This window comes from Nocardia sp. NPDC049526 (assembly GCF_044465765.1).
Classification (GTDB): domain Bacteria; phylum Actinomycetota; class Actinomycetes; order Mycobacteriales; family Mycobacteriaceae; genus Nocardia.
Genome location: NZ_JBITMA010000007.1, coordinates 456,785 through 476,007 on the forward strand (window position 1 = coordinate 456,785; position 19,223 = coordinate 476,007).

General features: G+C 67.3%; 13 protein-coding genes and 1 pseudogene. 7 read left to right on the forward strand and 7 right to left on the reverse strand.

Features of this window, described 5'->3' with window-relative positions; all coding sequences use genetic code 11:
* The first annotated feature begins 28 nt into the window (after positions 1-28).
* Positions 29-2,542, forward strand: coding sequence for an ABC transporter permease (locus tag ACIBW7_RS24150; RefSeq protein WP_397049991.1), 2,514 nt, complete (start codon positions 29-31; stop codon positions 2,540-2,542).
* Positions 2,543-2,544: 2 nt separating this feature from the next.
* Here ACIBW7_RS24150 and ACIBW7_RS24155 read toward each other — a convergent pair whose 3' ends face one another.
* Complete coding sequence (locus ACIBW7_RS24155; RefSeq protein ID WP_397050012.1) at positions 2,545-2,673, reverse strand: hypothetical protein; 129 nt, start codon at positions 2,671-2,673, stop codon at positions 2,545-2,547.
* A 110-nt stretch (positions 2,674-2,783) separates the two neighbouring features.
* Positions 2,784-3,068: pseudogene (locus tag ACIBW7_RS24160) on the reverse strand (ADP-ribosylglycohydrolase family protein); the annotation flags it as partial.
* A 440-nt stretch (positions 3,069-3,508) separates the two neighbouring features.
* On the opposite strand from ACIBW7_RS24160, the gene ACIBW7_RS24165 reads away from it, so the two are divergent.
* The gene (locus ACIBW7_RS24165; protein WP_397049820.1) at positions 3,509-4,336 is read left to right on the forward strand and encodes a phosphatase PAP2 family protein; all 828 of its coding nucleotides are present in this window, start codon (positions 3,509-3,511) and stop codon (positions 4,334-4,336) included.
* A 1-nt stretch (position 4,337) separates the two neighbouring features.
* Here ACIBW7_RS24165 and ACIBW7_RS24170 read toward each other — a convergent pair whose 3' ends face one another.
* The 4 genes from ACIBW7_RS24170 to ACIBW7_RS24185 form a co-directional block, all read right to left on the reverse strand.
* Positions 4,338-5,498, reverse strand: a complete 1,161-nt coding sequence (locus ACIBW7_RS24170) for a VWA domain-containing protein (protein WP_397049822.1) — start codon at positions 5,496-5,498, stop codon at positions 4,338-4,340.
* A gap of 207 nt (positions 5,499-5,705) precedes the next feature.
* Positions 5,706-8,342: a DUF5682 family protein gene (locus ACIBW7_RS24175; protein ID WP_397049825.1), complete on the reverse strand. Its 2,637-nt coding sequence runs from the start codon at positions 8,340-8,342 to the stop codon at positions 5,706-5,708.
* Between the two features lie 54 nt (positions 8,343-8,396).
* Positions 8,397-9,497 carry an AAA family ATPase gene (locus ACIBW7_RS24180; RefSeq protein WP_397049828.1) on the reverse strand — a complete coding sequence of 367 codons (1,101 nt, stop codon included), beginning with the start codon at positions 9,495-9,497 and terminating at the stop codon, positions 8,397-8,399.
* Complete coding sequence (locus tag ACIBW7_RS24185; RefSeq protein ID WP_397049830.1) at positions 9,494-12,352, reverse strand: DUF5691 domain-containing protein; 2,859 nt, start codon at positions 12,350-12,352, stop codon at positions 9,494-9,496. Before ACIBW7_RS24185 ends, ACIBW7_RS24180 begins: the two co-directional genes overlap by 4 nt.
* Before the next feature lie 471 nt (positions 12,353-12,823).
* Between ACIBW7_RS24185 and ACIBW7_RS24190 the strand changes: the two genes are divergently transcribed.
* The 4 genes from ACIBW7_RS24190 (at position 12,824) to ACIBW7_RS24205 (ending at position 17,101) form a co-directional block, all read left to right on the forward strand.
* Complete coding sequence (locus ACIBW7_RS24190; RefSeq protein WP_397049832.1) at positions 12,824-15,250, forward strand: AAA family ATPase; 2,427 nt, start codon at positions 12,824-12,826, stop codon at positions 15,248-15,250.
* A gap of 358 nt (positions 15,251-15,608) precedes the next feature.
* Positions 15,609-16,028, forward strand: coding sequence for a hypothetical protein (locus tag ACIBW7_RS24195; protein WP_397049834.1), 420 nt, complete (start codon positions 15,609-15,611; stop codon positions 16,026-16,028).
* 375 nt (positions 16,029-16,403) lie between these two features.
* Positions 16,404-16,793: a YchJ family protein gene (locus ACIBW7_RS24200; protein ID WP_397049837.1), complete on the forward strand. Its 390-nt coding sequence runs from the start codon at positions 16,404-16,406 to the stop codon at positions 16,791-16,793.
* Positions 16,794-16,810: 17 nt separating this feature from the next.
* Positions 16,811-17,101, forward strand: coding sequence for a SelT/SelW/SelH family protein (locus tag ACIBW7_RS24205; protein ID WP_397049839.1), 291 nt, complete (start codon positions 16,811-16,813; stop codon positions 17,099-17,101).
* Between the two features lie 29 nt (positions 17,102-17,130).
* On the opposite strand, the gene ACIBW7_RS24210 is transcribed toward ACIBW7_RS24205, so the two are convergent.
* A complete protein-coding gene (locus ACIBW7_RS24210) occupies positions 17,131-17,358 on the reverse strand; it encodes a zinc ribbon domain-containing protein (RefSeq protein ID WP_397049841.1) in 228 nt (75 codons plus the stop codon).
* A 152-nt stretch (positions 17,359-17,510) separates the two neighbouring features.
* On the opposite strand from ACIBW7_RS24210, the gene ACIBW7_RS24215 reads away from it, so the two are divergent.
* Positions 17,511-19,088 carry a carboxylesterase/lipase family protein gene (locus ACIBW7_RS24215; protein ID WP_397049843.1) on the forward strand — a complete coding sequence of 526 codons (1,578 nt, stop codon included), beginning with the start codon at positions 17,511-17,513 and terminating at the stop codon, positions 19,086-19,088.
* The last annotated feature ends 135 nt before the right edge of the window (positions 19,089-19,223 follow it).

A 19,223-nucleotide genomic window follows, 5' to 3' on the forward strand; every position in this document is an offset into this window, starting at 1 on the left:
GCGAGGCGCAGTCGTGAGCGGCAAACCGATGCGCAAGGTGGTCTTGCGCAATCTCGCCGCGCACAAGGTGCGACTGGCACTGACCCTGCTCTCGGTGGTGCTCGGAACCGCATTCATCGCAGGCTCCTTCGTCTTCACCGATACTCTCCAGCGGACCTTCGACGGGATCTTCGCCAATCAGGCCAAGGGCGTCGATGTGCGGGTGAGTCCGCAAAAGCAACAGGCCCAGGGCATTCCGCTCAGCGTGGTCGACCAGATCTCGAAGATGGACGGGGTGCGGGCGGTCGCGCCGAGCGTCAACGGACCGCTGGTGCTGCTGTATCCGGACGGTAAGAAGGCCGTACAGACCGGTGGTGCACCGACTTTCGGCCAGTCCTACATTGCGCCGGATAAGGCGGTCGCCGAACCGGATAAGTTCGTGCAGGGCGTCCCGCCCGCGCACGAGGGCGAAATCGCACTGAATACCGGCGGCGCCGAACGCGCGGGTCTGCATGTCGGTGACAAGACCAAGGTGCTGGTTCCCTCACACGGCAACCCGATCGACGTCACCCTCACCGGAATCTACGAAGTCCCTTCGGACACCGGCGGATTCATCGGCGTGCTGTTCGACGACGCGCAGGCGCGCCAGCTGTTCACCGACGGCTCGCATGTCGCCTATATCGATATCGCGGCCGTCGGCATACCGGGCGACGACTTGCGCGACAAGATCGCGAACGTGCTGGTGGACTACAAGGTGCAGAACGGCGATCAGGTGCGCGCCGATCTGAAGAAGGAAGTCTCCAACGCGCTCAACTTCATCAATTACTTCCTGCTCGCCTTCGGTGCGATCGCACTGATCGTCGGCACCTTCATCATCTACAACACCTTCTCGATGATCGTGGCACAGCGGTTGCGTGAGCTGGCGCTGCTGCGTGCGGTCGGCGCGAGTCGACAACAGGTCGGCCGATCCGTGGTGGCGGAGGCGCTGGTCATCGGATTGGTCGGCAGCGCAATCGGTTTGGTGGGCGGCATCGGTCTGGCCTTCGGGCTTTCGGCACTGCTCAATGCGTTCGATCTCGGCCTGCCGACCGGATCGTTGACGGTGCTGCCGCGCACGGTGATCGTCGGACTGCTCGTCGGGCTGCTGGTGACGGTAGTCAGCGCCTATGCGCCCGCGCGCCGCGCCGCCAAGATTCCACCGGTGGAGGCCATGCGCGAGGAGTTCGCCTCGGCCGGTGAATCGCTGCGGCTGCGGACCGGTTTCGGCATTGCGCTGGCCGTCGCGGGTGTGGTGCTCGTGGTGCTCGGTGCGCAGAAGACCGGCGGCCATGCCGCATTGACGGTCGGGATCGGCGCGCTCGGCCTGATTTTCGCGGTGCTGCTCGCCGCGCCCGCATTGTCGCGGCCGGTGGTGGGCGGTCTCGGGGTGCTGCTGCGGCCGTTCGGCCCGATCGGCCGGATGTCGCGCAATAATGCCGCGCGCAACCCACGGCGTACTGCCGCAACGGCTTTCGCGCTCACCCTCGGTTTGATGCTGGTGACCGCGATCGGCATGCTCGGCGCATCGGCGAAGGCCAGCGTGAGCGTGCTCGTCGACAAGGGCGTGAAGGCCGACTATGTGCTGGCCGGACCGCAGATGATCGGGGTGCCGCTCGGCGCGGGTGACGCCGTGCGCAAATCCGTGCCCGGGGTGGCCGATGTGGTCGGCTTGCGCGGTGTCACATTCAAGGTCGGCGATGAGCAGCTGGCCGGCACCGAATTCGACGGCTCGCCCGCCAGTGTCATCAACTACGACATGATCAAGGGCACCAATACGCTGGGCGATCACGATGTCATGGTGTCGCAGGACGAGGCCGATAAGCGCGGCTGGAAGGTCGGCGATCAGGTCAGCGTGACGAGCCTGGGGTTCAAGAAGATTCCGGTCCAGGTGGTCGGCATCTACAAGAAGACGCCGCTGCTCGGCCCGCTGGTGGTGTCGCCGGTCATGTACGACGAGGTGATGCCGGTCAACTTCCGGACCAACCTGTTCATGTTCGTCAAGGCCGAGCCCGGTGCCGATCTGGCTCAGATGCGCACCGATCTGGAGAATGCGACCGAGCGGTTCGTCGTGGTCCAAGTGCAGGATCGGGAGGAGTTCAAGGGCGCGCAGGGCAAGCAGATCAATACGCTGCTCGCCATCCTGTACGGATTGCTCGCGCTGGCGGTGGTGATCGCGATTCTCGGCATCGTCAATACCCTGGCGCTGTCGGTGGTGGAGCGGCGTCGGGAGATCGGCATGTTGCGCGCGGTCGGCATGCAGCGGGCTCAGGTACGCCGAACCATCTATCTGGAATCCATGCTGATAGCGGTATTCGGTGCGATCGTCGGGATGCTGCTCGGCCTCGGTCTCGGTGTCGGCTTCCTGCGAACCCTGCGTGACCTGGGCATAGATGAGATCGCCATCCCGTGGAATCAACTGGTGCTGGTGCTCATCAGCTCGGCCGTGGTCGGTGTTCTCGCCGCGCTGTGGCCGGGAATTCGTGCCGCCCGCACCCCACCACTGGCCGCCATCGCGGACCTGTAGGTCTACCTCGGAAAATAGTCGGCATACCACTCCGCCGTCGGCGCACCGTAGGCGTCGCTCGGCGGAGTGGGGCCGAATTCGATACGGAAGTCCGCGGCCAAGCGTTCGATGATCGGACCGGCGTCGAGCATGGTGCGCCGTTCGTGTGGAATTGCGCGGCGGCCGTAGCGGGTGCCGAGCTGCTGCCGCAGATGGCTCCGGTGGAGTCGCTGTCGCCGGAATGGTTGACCGCGAACAGGATTCCGTTGCAAAAGATCTGTTCCGGTGTGCCACCGACCTTCTCGGCGGTGAGTGCGGCGAATACTCCGATGGCCAAGGCTTCCGGGCCGATCCAGCCGAGGCCGAGGCCCTCCATATCCTCCGGCGCGGGCATTCGGCCGCCCCCGCGTGCGGCCAGGTCGATGGCGGTGGCGAGGATGGTCGAGGTCTCGTCGTGTTTGTCGTGCCGGGTGAGTTCGGTGCGGGCTAGATCGAGTGCGGCACCGAGATCGGCACCCTGGGACAGACCCGCGATGATCGCGGCCATGGTGCCCGCAGGCAGCCAGCCGCTCGAATTGCCGTGGGTGAGAGTTGCACTGCGTCACAGCCGAATTCGAAGATCTGCTCGATGGTCCTGCGGCGGTCGAGTCCGCACGGTGCGGCGCGGACGGCAGCAGCGCGGCCCTTGGAGTCGTCGATGGGGGCGGTGCGGGTGCCGAGCGGTGCGCCCGCTCGGCCACTCGTGGCCGCCTCGGCCAATTCGACGCACCGCGCCCATACCTCCGCGGCCCAATTCCCGGTCGATCACATACTCCGCGAATGCATCTCCCCGGCGCGGCATGCGGGCCCAGTGCGCCGAGAAACCTATCGGAGCGGTGTCTGTCCGGTCACAGTGTGCTGAGTCTGGCTAACGAGTGATGCTACGGTAAACGGAGGTTGTTACTCCGTTTAACATGTGGGGTTGGATGGGTAAGGAGGCCGCTGGCAATGGTGGCGGTGGGTCTCGGTGGTCCGAACGTGGGTTTTTCGCCCGCGGTCGGCGGCATCGCCGAGAAGATGAGGGCGGCGGTGCACGGCCGTGGCGGCGAGGCGGTCGGGCAGCTCGCATTGATTACTGTGCTCTATCTGGCCTACCGGGTCGGGCGGATGTTCACCGCCGACGACACCGTGCACGCACTCGGCAATGCCAGGGAAATGCTCGGGCTCGAGGATAAGCTCGGTCTGCCGGAGGAGACCACGGTGCAGGCGGTATTCCTGCATCGGGATTTGCTCGCGGTACCGGCCAATTTCTATTACGCCACCGCACATTTCACGGTGGCGGTCGGGGTGCTGTTGTGGCTGTGGGTTTTCCGGCCGGAGCACTACCGCTGGACCCGCAACCTGATGGTGGCATTGACCGGAGCCGCCCTCGTGGTGCATGTGCTGATGCCGCTCGCACCGCCGCGCATGCTGCCCGAGTACGGTTTTGTCGACCTCGCCGCCATACACGGCCAATCCGTTTATGGCTCACCGGATTCCGGCGGGCTATCGAACCAGTTCGCCGCCATGCCCTCGCTGCACGTGGGGTGGGCCCTGCTGCTGGCCTTCGCCGTGGTCGCGGCGACCCGGAGTTCCTGGCGGTGGCTGGCGCTGGCACATCCGGTGCTCACCACGGTGGTTGTGGTCGGGACCGGCAATCACTACTGGCTGGACGCGATTGTCGCGGTGGTGCTACTCGGGTTGTCGGCGCTGCTGCATCCGCTGGTGGTGCCCGCGTCGGCGACAGCGTGGGGTGCGATGGGGCCGGTGGGCCCGCAGCCGGTACCGACGCGCTGAGTCAGCTGGTTCCGGCATTTCGGTTGGCCCAGGCTTGGATATCGCCCCGGTCGAGGGCGAGGGCAAGCAGGTCAGGGAACTTGTCGGGGGTGCAGGCGAAGGCCGGTATGCCGAGGGCGGCGAGAGCGGCGGCGTTGTCGTGGTCGAAGGCAGGAGCGCCGTCGTCGGAGAGGGCGAGCAGGACGACCACCTGGACGCCGGATTCCCGCATGGCGTTGACGCGGCGCAGCATCTCTTCGCGGATACCGCCCTCGTAGAGGTCGGAGATGAGGACGAACAGGGTGTCGGCGGGGCGGGTGATGAGCGATTGGGAATAGGCGATGGCGCGATTGATGTCCGTGCCGCCGCCGAGTTGGGTGCCGAAGAGGACCTCGACCGGATCGGTGAGTTGTTCGGTCAGGTCGACGACTTCGGTATCGAAAACGACCAGGGACGTTTTCAGCGACCGCATCGAGGCCAGGACCGCGCCGAAGACCGATGCGTAGACCACGCTGGAGGCCATCGAACCGGATTGATCGATGGCGAGGACGACATCCCGGCGCACCGCCTGCGCCTTGCGGCCGTATCCGACCAGGCGTTCGGGCACGACGGTCCGGTGTTCGGGAAGGTAGTTGGCGAGATTCTTGCGGATGGTGCGGTCCCAGTCGATATCACGCAGCCGAGGTCGGGTGACTCGGGCGGCACGGTTCAGTGCGCCGGATACCGCCGCGACGGTGTGTGCGGCAACGCGCTGTTCGATTTCGCGGACCACCTTCTCGACCACCATTCGCGCTGTCGCCTTGGTGGTTTCGGGCATCACCCGATTCAGGCTCAGCAGGGTGCCGACCAGGTGCACGTCGGGCTCCACCGCTTCGAGTAGTTCCGGTTCCAGCAGGAGCTGGGTCAGATTGAGCCGATCGACGGCATCGCGCTGCATGACCTCGACGACGGTGGACGGGAAGTAGGTGCGGATATCGCCGAGCCAGCGGGCTACCTTCGGCGCGGATCCGCCGAGGCCGGCCGAGCGCTTACCGGAGGTCTGGTCGTCGGTGTTGTAGACCGCGCCCAAGGCTCGATCCATGGCCTCGTCGTCCGCGGAATCCAAGCCACCGAGGGGTTGTTCGGCGGCGGTGCCGAGGACCAGACGCCAACGCCTGGACTGGGTTTCATCGATCGCGTTCATCCGGTCACTCCGGGGGGTTGGGGACGGCAGGATGCCGCCACATCGTGGTTCGGGGGCCGAGCGCGGTGTTACCGGAGTGCTTGCGGCTGCTCGTGGACTGCCTTTCCGGCATCCGTGCGCATGGCGATCGGTCTCGCCTCGGCATCGAGGGCCGTCCCGTCGTCGATGTGCGTTGCGGCGAGCTGAACTGGTGTGGGTTGCGCGGGCTCAAACCGGCACCCCCAAGATGTCCGCGACCGTGCGCATGGCGACGAGTCCTCGTTCGATATCGAACGTCACGTCCGCGCCGGTGCGTGATGTGCCGGAGCCGCCGTCGCGGACGGCTTGGCCGATGGCGCGGCGCTCGCCGGATTCGAATGCGCCGAAGGTACGGCGCAGCAGCGGCAGGATTTCGACGAACATATCGTCGCCGAGACTGCGGAGCCAATCGTCGATGAGCCGCAACAACTCTCGGTCGTGGACCAGCAGCAGCCCGCGACCTCCGAGGAAGCCGTCGATCCAGGCGGCCTTGGCGGCGGCGGTATTGCCGATCGAGAGCGCGGCGGAAAGTCTACGTGCGGAATCGGATTCGTCGATGCGTCCGGCATCGGCGAGTAGTCGGACGGCGCGACCGACCAGGGCGCCGTGCACATCGTCACGGTCGGCGAGGCGGTGCAGGGCGGCGAGCCATTCGCCGGTGGCCCAGTCGTTGTCGCGGGTGTGGATGGCGGTGTGCGCGGCGTCGAGGTGGGTGCGGAGTTGTTCGGCGGCGTCGGTATCCAGGCCGGTGACCGCGCTGGGCAGGCCGGCGCAGATCCGCACGAGCAGGCCGTCCGCGACGTGGGCGAGGGCTTCGGTATCGGTGCCGCGGACGTCGCCGTAGCGCAGCGTGCGGGTCAGGCCGGGGAGGGCGGCGAGCAGGTGGGTTACGTCGTGGTCGAGTGCCGCGGCCGATTCCAGGCGGGTGATCAGGCCGTTGGTGGCGTCGCCGAGATCGGCGAGCAGCGCGACCTCGAGTGCGGCGGTGAGATCGCCGACGGTGCTGCCCTCGCGGCCCGCGGTGTCGAGGATTTTGGCTTCCGCCGCGGTGCGGATAGTGGTGCCCCAGCGCGAGGCCTCGATGATCGAGACGGCGAATTCCGGTCGCCACCGCAGCGTCCAGGATTCGCGAAAGGTGCCGGTGCTGCGCACCTCGCCGGTTGTCGGTGTGCCCCAGTCGATTCCGAGTACCCGCAGCCGGTGCAGCAGTCGCGAGCGTTCGACCTCGCGCTCCTTGCGCAGATCGAGATCGAGATTGCGGGACAGGGCTTCCTGCCTGAGCCGCAGCGTGCGGATCCGGGCACGCAGATCGGCATCCAGCGGCACGGTCGGCGTGCCATCGGGTACTGCGCCGAGTGCCTCGCCGACCACCAGTTCGGACGCGACGAGCCGCAGCATCGTCTCATCGCCCGCGCACATCACCGACCGCACCGCCTCGGTGACCTCCGACAGTCCGGCCAGCGGCCGAGACCGTAGCACCGCGAGCGTGTCGGCGAGCCGGACGGATTCGATGATGTGCGCACTGGAGACCGGCAGATCGTGTGCGCGCAACACCCCCGCCACCTTGGTCAGCCAGCGCGCGATCGGCTGCTCGGTCTCGGTGAACAGGTGGTGATACCAGCCCGGCGAGGTGATTCCGGCGCCGTATCCGGAGGTCGTCGCCAGCCGGGAATGTGTCCACGGCACCCATGTCACCGTCGCCTTCACCTTCGGCAGCCCTTTGAGCAATTTGGTATCCGCCGTCGCCGGCCCCAACTTTCCCGCCAACGCCGGCGCATGCCACGCCCCACACACCACCGCAAGCCGCTGCGCCCCGTCCTTCAACGCCTTGCGCATCGTCTGCCGCATATACGCCTCACGCCGCAAGGTGTGCGCGTCGATGTCGATGGGCTGGCGCTCAACGTCTTCTAGCCCGATCGCTTCGCCGACGGAGTCACCGGTCGGCGAGTCTTCGCTCGCCGACCGGTGTGCGGCAGGTCCCGGTATGCCGTTGGATGTCGGGAGGGCGGTAGGGCGTCGGTCACCGGCGGGCTCTGTGTGTGCGCTGTCGGTGCCGATCTCGGCTGCTTCGTCGGCGGTGTTATCGGTCGGCGATGCGTCGTCGGCCGACCCGTTGTGACCGGCGGGACTGGACTCGTCGTCAGGGTCGAGGCCTACGCCGTTGGCGCCACCTGCGGCTGAGTGACCGCTCGCCGAGATGTCGCGCACCCCGTCCGGCTTATCTCCGGGCGAAACGTCTTCGGTTGTGCCCGTGGCAGTTCCGATTGCGAACAGGCCTTGCTCAGCGGCTTCTCGCAGCGCCCCCATCGCCTCGGTGATCGCTTCGAAAGCGTCGGCGTCGGCGACGGATTCGACCACCGCGTCCCACCAGCGCTCGGCATCGTCGTAGCCGGCGGCCGCGGCCAATTCGGCGAGTGGGTCGATGCGATCGCCCGGCTCGTCTTCGGCAGCCAGGACGGCGGTCGCGGGCAGATCGCAGAACCGTACCGGCACTGCGTGTTCAGCCGCATAACGCAGTGCTTGCCATTCCGGGGAGAACACCGCGTACGGCCAGAACGCGGCCTTGGCTGGTTGATCCGGGATATAGGCCAGCAGTGCCACGGGCGGCGACATTCCCTCGGCCGCAACGTATCCGACCAAGGGGTCGGCATCGGCCGGGCCCTCGATCAGGATCGCGTCGGGGCGAAACTGCTCGAGCGCGGTTCGCAGGGATTTGGCCGAACCCGGGCCGTGGTGGCGGATGCCGAAAACGCGGGTCACCGGACCAGTCGAGGCGGCGTTCTGCCGGTCATCCAGATGTCTGTCGGCCGTGTTCGTCTTGCTCACCGTGTCACCTCCGGTTGAACATGCGGTGTGGTCGGATCAGTCGGCGGCGCCGCCTCATCCGTGGACCTCGCGGCAAGCGCGGTAGAAGTCGGACCATTCGGGGCGTTCGCGCACCACGGCTTCCAGATACTCGGTCCAGATGACGGCGTCGGCCACCGGATCCTTGATGACCGAGCCGAGGACCGCGCCTGCGATATCGGACGCGCGCAGGGTGCCGTCGCCGAAGTGTGCCGACAGGGCTATGCCATTGGTGATCACCGAGATTGCTTCGGCGGTGGACAGGGTGCCGGACGGCGTCTTGAGTTTGGTACGGCCGTCGGAGGTCATGCCGGAACGCAGCTCGCGGAAGACGCGCACGACCCGCCGTACTTCCTCGGCCGCGGCGGGGACCGCCGGAAGTTCGAGCGCGGAGCCGAGTTGTTCGACGCGGCGGGTCACGATGGCGACCTCCTCGTCCTCACTGGCGGGCAGCGGCAGCACAACGGTATTGAAGCGGCGACGCAGAGCAGAGGACAGATCGTTGACGCCACGGTCGCGGTCATTGGCGGTGGCAATGACATTGAAACCCTTGGCGGCCTGCACCTCCATCCCGAGCTCCGGTACCGGCAGGGTCTTTTCGGACAGCACGGTGATCAGCGCGTCCTGCACATCGGACGGAATGCGGGTGAGTTCCTCGATCCGGGCGATGGCGCCGCGACGCATCGCGGTCATGACCGGCGACGGCACCAGCGCACCCTCGCTCGGCCCCTCCGCGAGCAGCCGCGCATAGTTCCAGCCGTAGCGGATCGCCTCTTCGGCGGTACCCGAGGTGCCCTGTACCAGCAGCGTCGATTCACCGCTGATCGCGGCCGAAAGATGTTCCGATACCCAGGTTTTCGCGGTGCCGGGCACGCCGAGCAGCAGCAGCGCCCGATCGGTCGCCAGCGTCGCGACCGCCACCTCCATGAGCCGTCGTGGCCCGACGTACTTGGGGCTGATCACGGTGCCGTCGTCGAGCGTGCCACCGAGCAGATAGGTGACCACCGCCCACGGCGACATTTGCCACGACGGCGGCCGCGGCCGATCGTCGATCGCCGCCAGTGCCCGCAGTTCCTCGGCATAGGCCTGTTCGGCATGCGGACGCAACAGCTCCGGCTTCGAATGGGTAGTGGTCACTGCAACTCCTCGAGCATCATCGAGCGGTGATTGAGGTCATGGGCGAGCTGATCGAAGGCTCGCTCCCAATTGGGATCGGTGCATCGGCGCGCCACCGCGGTGGCCGTCCGCGCCGCCGTGACAGGCAGGTGCACGGCCGCCGCGGACAGCAGCGACCGATGCGCGCTCGGGCCGGTGCCATGTGCTTCGGGGCGTTTGGCGGCAGCACGTGCGCGTTCGAACAACAACAGAATCAGGTGTTGGGCAAGGGGTTCCGGCCACGGATGGCCCATGGCGGGCAGCAGCGCCTCGAGCTCCGAGAGCCACGCGCCGTCCAATTGCAGCAGATGCCGGGTGCGATCGGACAGCGGCAGCAGCGCGAACAATTCGCGGCGCCGCAGCATGGCCAGATCGGTCGGCACCCCGGCATCGAACAGCGCCCGCGCCCAGGCCGAATCATGTTGGGCCAGTGCGGCATCCACCCAACCGTCGAACAGCGGCTGCCGGAACCGGTCACTGATCTCGGCTCGGGTGGCCTTATCCGGTGCGCCGCGTTCGGACTCCCAGTGCCTCAGCGGTGTCGCCGCGACGAGTTGCCGCAGCCGACCCGCACGCAGGTCCGGTGCGCCGTCCCAGCGATAGGTGAACTCCACCGTCCGGTCGTTGATGCCGTCCCTGCGATCGGCATCGTCGAGCTCCTCCGGAATGCGGACCACCAGATTCGGATGCGGCAGCAGATGTTCGACCGTGACCCATGCGCTCGCGCGCCGGGTCATGCGCTGTGTGAATGCCGAATCCGATAGCAGCGGCAGCAGTCCGGCCGCGACTCGCCGGACATCCGATCGTCGATCGTCCAACGCGGTTTCGAGCAGCGGTTCGTCATCGGCCGAAATCCCATCGGCGAGGATGGCCAAGAGTTCGGCCTTCAGCGGGCCGGATTCTTTCGGCCACGACGCGGTCAGCGCTGCACGTGCGGCTTTTGCATCTCGGCGGCGCAGTTCGGCGAGCCATTCGCGGCGCTCGGGCGGTCGGCCGAACTCCCAGCTCAGCTCGGTCGGCGCAGCGAAAGGACCTTGCCGCACCAGGTCGCGCCAGTCCGGATGCTGGTCGGTCAGCCAGCGGCCGCGGGTTCCGGCCAGCCGCAATAGCGGCTCGCGCAGTTCGGTATTCGCCTTCGCCTGCTCGAGCAGTAGCGCGCACAGTGCATCCGGGGCGCGATAGTCGAACGGGACTGCGGCCGCGAACCATTCGGGCAGGAAGGGGGACCGATCCCGCAACAGGCGGGCGAGTCGGGACGCCGCGGCGCGGGGCAGGAGTCGCCGCGCGTCATCCACGGCGGGTTCGGGCTTGGTCGCCGCGCTGACGGATACGCCACCACGCGCGAAAGCGCCACGCAGCGCGGCAGATTCGAGAAGGACAAATGCCGGATCGGTGCGCAACCGGCTCGCCGCGGCGGCAATCGGAGCCTCGAGCCGCGCGGGATCCGCTGCCCTGCGGGCCGTGCCGAGCAGCGCCACCGAGGTCAGCTCCTCCGACACCGGCGCGGCAGGCGCGTTCGACGTCGCACGCGTGCCGAACTCCGCACTGTCGACATCGACGACCTCACCCGCGGTGAATACCGAGATCGGCACCAATCCGGCCACACCCCATTCGGCGGCCAGCGTCACCGGATGCCCACCGGACACCCCGAGCAGTCGCCACGGCTGCTCGGTAGCCGCAACGGGTAGCGCAGTACCGTCGGATTCGGCTATGTACCAGTCATTTTCGATACACACCGGCACGACATCGGTGAGCAGCAGCGGTCGGAATCGCAACCATGGATCGCCCGCGAGTGCCTCGGCATGCTCGGTCAATGCGGCGGCGATCGTCCCGTCGGCAACCGGCAGCGTGGTGAACGGTTCGGTCGCACCGTGCCGTTCGCCCCAGAGCGCCCGCAGCGGCGCGCCACCCGGGTAATAGTGCAGATCCGCTTCGGCCATCATGCCGGGCAGCGGCACCTCCGCCGAGAAGCTCGGCGCGCCGAAGGAGTGCTCGAGCAGCAGCGCCCAGCGTCGAGTCTGCCTGCCGTACAACCACGTTCGGCGCGTGTAGAGCCGCTCCTCCTCGCTGGTTCGAATGCCGAGTACCTGCCACTGATCCCGGACCGCGGGTTCGGCGCGCACGGATTCGGCGGATGTCGGATAGCCGATATGGGTGCGGACGCCGGCCCGCAGCTCCGGTGACAATTCGTCGAGCCGGCGGTGCGCGGCGATCAGCAGATGCAGCCTCGCGTATTCGGCGAGTACGACATCTGGCCAGTCCGCCCTGGTCACCACGGTGGTCGGCAGCTGGCGCAACGCGGCGGCGACGCCGGGGGCCTGCGCGTCGACCATCCGGGCCGCGATCGACTCGAAAGCACGAAACGAGCGGTCGGTCTGGGCCAGCCCGGTGCGCACCTGATCGCCGAGCCAGATATCGAGTTCCTCCAGACCAGCCGTCACCCGCATCCGCCGCTGTTCGGCAGTCGCCGGATTTGCCGTGCGGACCTGCGGGTCGGTGGCGGGCTCGGCCGCGCGGACCGCGCGGGCGTTGATCCATTCCGCCGCGAAGTCCGCGATCGCGGCTTCGGCGACCGCGCCGCCCGACCAGGCGAGCAAGAGCGACAATGCGTGCTTGCACGGGAACTTGCGGCTCGGACACGAGCACTTGTACGCCGGACCCGCCAGATCCACGACTGTCTGATACGGCTTGGCGCCGCTGCCCTGACACTGGCCCCACAGCGCGGTGTCCGACCGTCCGGTGCCGCGCCAGCGCCCGGTGAGCTTGCGCGCGGCGGATAGCGAGCTCGCATCGGGTGCGAGCGCGCTGACCTGTTCCTCGGTCCACGGCGCGGTCATATGTATGGCTCCCGCCTGGTTCATCCGGCGGCCCCGGATCGACTGTATGTCATGTCTTCCCCCGTTACTCGGTTGCCGAATTTCTACCGCAGCCCACCGACAAGTTAGGTGGTGAGCGGGTATTTTTCTGGAATACGCTGCGCGCACGACAGATTCGGCAGAAAAATCGCCTTGCGCTGGTTGTCCGATTCTGGCATTCTGTCCTGTTCGGCTCCGACCGGGCCACCCAAATCGGGTGACACACCATCGAGCTGCCCGCCGGGGTTGGCGAGGGGTGGACATCGAGCGGGGCCCAGCCTGTTCGATGGCCATACCATCCCCGCGGGCAGATTCGCATTCCCCTTCCGACCGCGCGACGGCACCGCTGTGGGCGAATTCGACGCCATCGGGTAGCGTTTCGCTCAGCTTTCAACGGTGATACCCGTGCGGGGTTGGAGGACGTGCCGCGGTTCGTGGTCTAGGGGGTTACGCATGCGTACAGATCCCGGAACCGATACTGCGACGGTGCCGCGCCTGACCGAAGTGGTATCCCGACGGCTCGCGGCCGATCCCGCGGTCACCCCCGATGTCGCGCACACCGTGCTCCGCGCCCTCGGCGGCGGCGAGTCCGATGATCTGACAACCGAATTCGACGGCTCCGGCATCTTCCTGCGTGCGATCCGGGTGCGCGGCTTCCGCGGTATCGGCCCCGAGGCGACACTGCAGCTGCCGCCGGGTCCCGGTCTCACATTGGTGGTGGGCCGCAACGGAAGTGGTAAGTCGAGCTTCGCCGAGGCCGCAGAACTGGTGCTCACCGGTAGTAATCGCCGCTGGGACGGCCGGTCGGCGGCATGGCGCGAGGGCTGGCGGAATCTGCACGACGGCGGCTCGGCGCGCATCGAACTCGAATTACTCACCACCGGAGCCGATCCCGAGCTGACCATCGCCAAAGAGTGGTCACCGCAGGCGGATCTGGGACAGGCGCACTGGACCGAACAGCGATCCGGCACCGCGTCAACGGATTTCGACGGCAACCGCTGGGCCGGTCTGCTGGAGCTGTATCGCCCCTTTCTGTCCTACAGCGAACTCGGCGCACTCGTCGACGGCAAACCGAGCGATCTGTTCGACGCGCTACACCGGCTGCTCGGCCTCGACGAACTGACCGTGGCCCAGGAGCGGATTCGCACCCGCCGACTGGAACTCGAACGCGCCGTGCGGGATTCGCGCCAGGAACGCATCGAACTGGTGACCGCGCTCGGTACGGTGGCCGACGACCGTGCGGTACGGATGGCGACGCTACTGCGGCCGGACCGCCCCGATCTCAGGGCCATCGGTCGCGAAATACTCGGCACGGCCGAGAATCCGGTCGGGCCGGATGGGCTGCGGGCAATCGTGCGGCTGATCTTGCCGTCGGGTGCCGAAGTAGAAGCGATCGCCGCTCGCCTCGAAGAATGCCGCACGGTGCTCGCGCGCGATTCGACCGCCGATGCCGAGGCCGATCTACGGGTGCTGGAATTGCTGCGGCGGGCGCGCGATCATGTCGGTGCCAGCGGGGAATGTGCGTGTCCGGTCTGTGGGCGAGGGGAATTGGACGCGACGTGGTTGCGCGGTGCGGACGCCTCGATTGCCGAGCTGACCTCCCGAGTCGACGCACTCGCGACCGCGCGGGCCGCACTGCGACAGGCCGTCCGCGACGCCCGCGCACTCCCGGAACATATCCCCCCGGAACTCGATTTCGATCCGCGCAATCCGCCCACCGTCGACACCACCGCCGTGCGTCGCGCCTGGACGGATTGGGCGGCGCTGACCGGCGCCGATTATTCACCTGACCTGCCCGATCGACTACGCGGTGCGCACACGCGCCTGGTCGACGAACTCGAGTTGCTGCAACAGGGCACCCGGAAGGAACTCAACCGCCTCGACGAGGTGTGGGCCCCGCTGGTGCCGCGCATCAGCAGTTGGCTCGAAGGGGCCCGTGCCGTCGTCGCGAACGGCAGCGAGCTGCGCACACTCAAGCGCGCCGAGGATTGGCTCAAATCCGCGACGGCCGGATTGCGCGGGGAGCGGATGGCGCCGTTGGAGACCACGGCGCGCTGGGTCTGGCGCACACTGCGTCAGCAGAGCAATGTCGAACTCGGTGCGATTCGGTTGCAGGGCAACGCCGGAACCGCGCGTCGGGTGCTGCTCGATGTCACCGTCGACGAGGTGGACGGCGCCGCGCTCGGCGTGATGAGTCAAGGCGAGCTGCACGCCCTCGGACTTTCGCTGTTCCTGCCGCGAGCGACGGTGGAGGACAGTCCTTTTCGCTTCGTCATGATCGATGACCCGGTACAGGCCATGGATCCGGCCAAGGTGGACGGACTGGCCAGGGTGCTCGAGGTCATGGCGTGGACGCGGCAGGTCATCGTCTTCACCCATGACGAGCGACTGGCCGAGGCGGTGCGGCGCATGCAACTGGACGCCAGCGTGCTCGAAGTGCAGCGCCGCGAACGCTCGGTAGTGGAAGTACGGGTATCCAGCGACCCTATCCGCCGCTACCTCGACGACGCCCGCTCCCTGGTCCGCACCCCCCAACTCCCCCCGGCGATCGCCGACGAACTGGTGGCCACCTGTTGCCGCTCCGCCGTGGAAGCGGCCAGCCTGGCCAGAGCCAGGCGCAATCTGCTCGCCGACGGCATGGACCACCGCGACGTCGAACGCCATATCGAAGGCGCACAAACAACTCGCGCAATGGTCGCGCTCGCGGTAATGGGTATCGGCGGCCGAGTAGACGACCTGAACAAACACCTCGCCCGGGAAGGCAAATGGGTCGTCGACGCCTTACGCGACGCCACCGCGGGAGCCCACGTACCCATCGGCCGCAGCATGCGCGACCTGATCGCGGACACCGAGAAGTTCGTCGGCTGGCTACGACGATGAACTGGGGCTGCGCGTCGATAGCTCGGGGGTGGCGGTGAGCGCGTCGCGTGATGACGCGGGCACGTCGGGCGACGCGGACGACCGTCGGGTGCGAGATAGTGATCCATCGGGTGGCGCGGGTTTGCACCGTTTCGAGGGGCGACGAGACGGTGCCGGTCGAAAGGGGGATGGCGGCTCGCAGGGGAAGCCGGTCGGGCAGGGAGGAAAGGGTTGGGCGGGTAGGCAAGTCGGGGTGCCGGACGAATCGGCTGGGAAGAGCGCCGCGGCTCGGCAGGGCGGTACGACTCGCCGAGGTGAGGGGGCTCGGCAGCGGAAGGTGGGTGGGGCGGGCCGGCGAGGGGGCGCGCGCAAGCAGGGGGTGGCGGGGAAACCGCATCCGCCGCGGCCGACGGTGGCCGAGCGGTTCGATGCGGTGGATCGGCTGCTCGAAGGGTCGGTGACCGATGCCGATGGGCTGTGGTCGCGGGCGACCGTGTGGATTCTGCGGCTCGCGCTCGAGCAATCCGTCGACGAGTTGTGGTTGCAGGTGGCACCGGAATTGGCGCGCTGCCCGATGCGCGCCCAACTGCTCGCCCTGCGCGTATTCGCGGGCGACGCCACCGCCGCACAGGTCGCAACGGTATGGGCAGCCCTGTCCCGCGCCGCCCACCACCACGATTACGAACTCGCCCCGAGCGTCACCGAATTACGCCGCTGGCGCGAGCAGACCGCGGCCATCGCAACCGCACTCGCCACAGCCGCCACCCGTTGGATCGATCGAGAGGTCAGGACTGACTGAACAGTCCGATGACACCGGCCAGCAGCGAAAGGCCCTCCGAGGCAATGGCGGAACCGGTACCCAACATGTTCAACACATTCAGCAGTCCCATGGCGGGCTCCTTTATTCGGTGTCGACACTCCCGCTTACCCACACCGTAATTCGTCGCCCCCGAATCGCCGGATCGCCGATGCCAGTGCACCTCTACGCGACACTCCGCGCGACACGCCAATCTAAACGAAATCCATTCGCCCTGAGCGCTCTCGAACGTATGGATCAAGATCAGGTGGAATCTGCGCGGGCATCGCCCGAGTAGCCCCCTCCACCAGTGCCACCTGATCTTGATCCGGGCCCCGGAGCACGCAGTGATCCGCAGGGCGAGCAAGATTTGGAGTCATGGGCGATTCACAGCCGTGCCCCTGTAAGCGTGGGGAGCCGTTCGGCGCCTGCTGTGGACCGGTGCTGGCGGGGGAGCGGTCCGCGGCGACGGCGGAGGCGCTGATGCGTTCGCGCTACACCGCATTCGCGGTCGGCGATACCGAATACCTGCTGCGGTCCTGGCATCCGCGCACCCGACCGAAGACGCTCGACCTGGATCCGGACCAGCGCTGGCTGTTCTTGGAGATCGTGCGCACCGAGCGCGGCGGACCGTTCGACGACACCGGCACTGTGGAATTCATCGCCCACTACAGGGCCGAGGGCCGACGTGGATCTCTGCACGAGGTCAGCACATTCACCCGTGTGGACGGCGCCTGGTGCTACCTCGACGGCATCATCGAACCGTGACGGGTAGCGTGCCACCCATGCCACGTGTCGCGATCGAATACTGCACGCAGTGCCGCTGGTTGCTGCGCGCGAGCTGGATGGCACAGGAATTGCTGAGCACCTTCGCCACCGAACTCGGCGAGGTGGCGCTGATCCCCGGCACGGGCGGCGTCTTCCGCATCACCATCGACGGCGACCAGATATGGGAGCGCAAAGCGGACGGCGGATTCCCGGATATCGCTGTACTCAAGCAGCGCGTGCGTGACCGCGTCGCACCGGACCGTGACCTCGGCCACGTGGACAAGCGAGACCGACCCGACTCAGCGTGATATCGACCACGCCGAGCACTACGCCGGATTCACGAGCAGCAGCCGCCACCGCAGCACCCGCCACCGGCGGGCCGCGGCGCGGGCGCGGGTGACGCGGCACCGCCACCACCCCTGCTGACCGTGGCAAATGTGGTCAGCAGCTTGACCGTGTCATCGTGGCCGTTCGGGCAGGCCGCCGGATTCGACGCCTCCGCCATCGGACGGTTGATCTCGAAAGTGTCGCCGCAGCTGCGGCACCGGAAGCTATAACTCGGCATCGGCCCAGCGTAGCGCCAAAGGTGAGAGGTGCGTCCCACCTATCCACTGTCCAACTGGACGTACTCTCGAATAAGAGATCGCTAGGTGCTTGGACCCGGCCGGAGCAAACTCGCAGCGCACCTGCCCGGGGCGTAGGCAGGAGGTGTGGAAGATGACCACGCAGTTCGATATCGAACCTGGCTTCGAGGTCGGCGACACCGAGCCGGTCGCCCAGACGACCTGGGGCCGCGTGAGTGGACGCTGGGACGGACCGGTCGCGGTGTGGCGCAGCATTCCGTACGCATCCGCGCCGTCCGGTCCGAACCGGTTCCGGCCGCCACAGCCGCCGCAGCCGTGGGATGGAATCCGCGAGTGCACGACCTTCGGCGAGATCGCCCCGCAGACAATGGGCAATATGGTCCCGGTCGACTCCGACCTGCGGATGGGGGAGGACTGTCTGTGGCTCAATGTGTGGTCACCGCGTAGTTCCGCTGACACCGGTGCGCCGCGCCCGGTCATGGTCTGGTTGCACGGCGGCGCATACTGCCTCGGCACCGCAGCCCAGGAGATCTACGACGGTCGCAAGTTGGCCGAAGCCGGTGACGTGGTCGTGGTGACGGTCAATTACCGCCTCGGTGCCCTCGGCTTCCTCGACTTGTCCTCGCTCTCCGACGATTTCACGCCGAATCTCGGTCTGCACGACCAGATCGCCGCACTCGGGTGGGTTCGCGACAATATCGCCGCATTCGGCGGTGATCCGGGCAACGTGACGCTATTCGGTGAATCGTCCGGCGCCGGATGCGTAACCGCACTGCTGACTGCACCGCCGGCGGCCGGTCTGTTCCATCAGGCGATCGCGCAAAGTCCGCCCGCGACAACGGTTTTCGGACAGGATCGGGCTGCCGCCGTGGCCCAACGCTTTCTGGAACTGATCGAGTTGCCGTATTCCCGCGCAAGCGAATTGCTGGAGTGCCCGATCGACCGGATCGTGACCGCCGCGGGCGTACTGCTGGACGAGATTCCGTTGAAGGAGCCGGGCCGACTGGCCGCCGCGCCCGTCGTCGACGGTTATCTGGTCCCGACCTATCCCATCGACCGCTTCCAACAGGGCCGTTCGCATCGCGTACCGCTGATCATCGGCACCAATAGGGACGAGGCCTCGCTGTTCCGCGTCCTCCGATCGCCGATCATGCCGGTGACCCCGGATGCGGTGAATGCCATGCTGCGCGATGTGGCCGCCAATCATCCGGATATGTCGCCCGAGCGCATCGCCGAAATCACTTCGGCCTATCCGGATCTCGCGAAAACCCGTGGCGCGCTTGCCATGTCCACCGACGCGGCCTTCCGCATGCCGGCCCACTGGGTCGCCGACGGCCACGCCCAGCACTCACCGACCTGGATGTACCGCTTCGACCACGCCACCCCTATGCTGAAGGCGGCCCGCGTCGGCGCCGGTCACGCCACCGAATTGCCTTATGTCTTCGGCAATTTCGGCACCCTGAACCACGATCCCACCTTCTGGCTCGGCGGCCGCAAGGTAGCCATGGAAGTCTCCGGTCGCATGCAACGCCGCTGGCTCGCCTTCGCCACCCACGGGGTTCCCGCCGCGATCGACGGCTCCAAACACTGGCCCCCCTACCGCCCCAGCACCCGCACCACACTTCTGATCGACAACATCGACCGCGTAGTCGACGACCCGGACCGCGACCTGCACACCGCCTGGGGCGAACAAGCCGTCGGCTTCAGCTGAGTCCCTCTGCACCTCCTCGAGGCCACCGAGGGACAGCCAGGGTTGGCGGCGCGGGTCGGTTGAGCCCGCGGATGGTTCACCATGCATCCGGTCGAGCTAGCGCACGGCTCACCTCGCGCACGCCGAATACCTGGT

What these genes read in the sequence shown, in the direction of transcription:
- ACIBW7_RS24150 (WP_397049991.1), top strand. Translation starts at nt 29, where the DNA reads ATGCGCAAGGTGGTCTTGCGCAATCTCGCCGCGCACAAGGTGCGACTG.
- ACIBW7_RS24200 (WP_397049837.1), top strand. Translation starts at nt 16,404, where the DNA reads ATGGGCGATTCACAGCCGTGCCCCTGTAAGCGTGGGGAGCCGTTCGGC.
- ACIBW7_RS24165 (WP_397049820.1), top strand. Translation starts at nt 3,509, where the DNA reads ATGGTGGCGGTGGGTCTCGGTGGTCCGAACGTGGGTTTTTCGCCCGCG.
- ACIBW7_RS24185 (WP_397049830.1), bottom strand. Translation starts at nt 12,352, where the DNA reads ATGACCGCGCCGTGGACCGAGGAACAGGTCAGCGCGCTCGCACCCGAT.
- ACIBW7_RS24155 (WP_397050012.1), bottom strand. Translation starts at nt 2,673, where the DNA reads ATGCTCGACGCCGGTCCGATCATCGAACGCTTGGCCGCGGACTTCCGT.
- ACIBW7_RS24205 (WP_397049839.1), top strand. Translation starts at nt 16,811, where the DNA reads ATGCCACGTGTCGCGATCGAATACTGCACGCAGTGCCGCTGGTTGCTG.
- ACIBW7_RS24215 (WP_397049843.1), top strand. Translation starts at nt 17,511, where the DNA reads ATGACCACGCAGTTCGATATCGAACCTGGCTTCGAGGTCGGCGACACC.
- ACIBW7_RS24170 (WP_397049822.1), bottom strand. Translation starts at nt 5,498, where the DNA reads ATGAACGCGATCGATGAAACCCAGTCCAGGCGTTGGCGTCTGGTCCTC.
- ACIBW7_RS24190 (WP_397049832.1), top strand. Translation starts at nt 12,824, where the DNA reads ATGCGTACAGATCCCGGAACCGATACTGCGACGGTGCCGCGCCTGACC.
- ACIBW7_RS24210 (WP_397049841.1), bottom strand. Translation starts at nt 17,358, where the DNA reads ATGCCGAGTTATAGCTTCCGGTGCCGCAGCTGCGGCGACACTTTCGAG.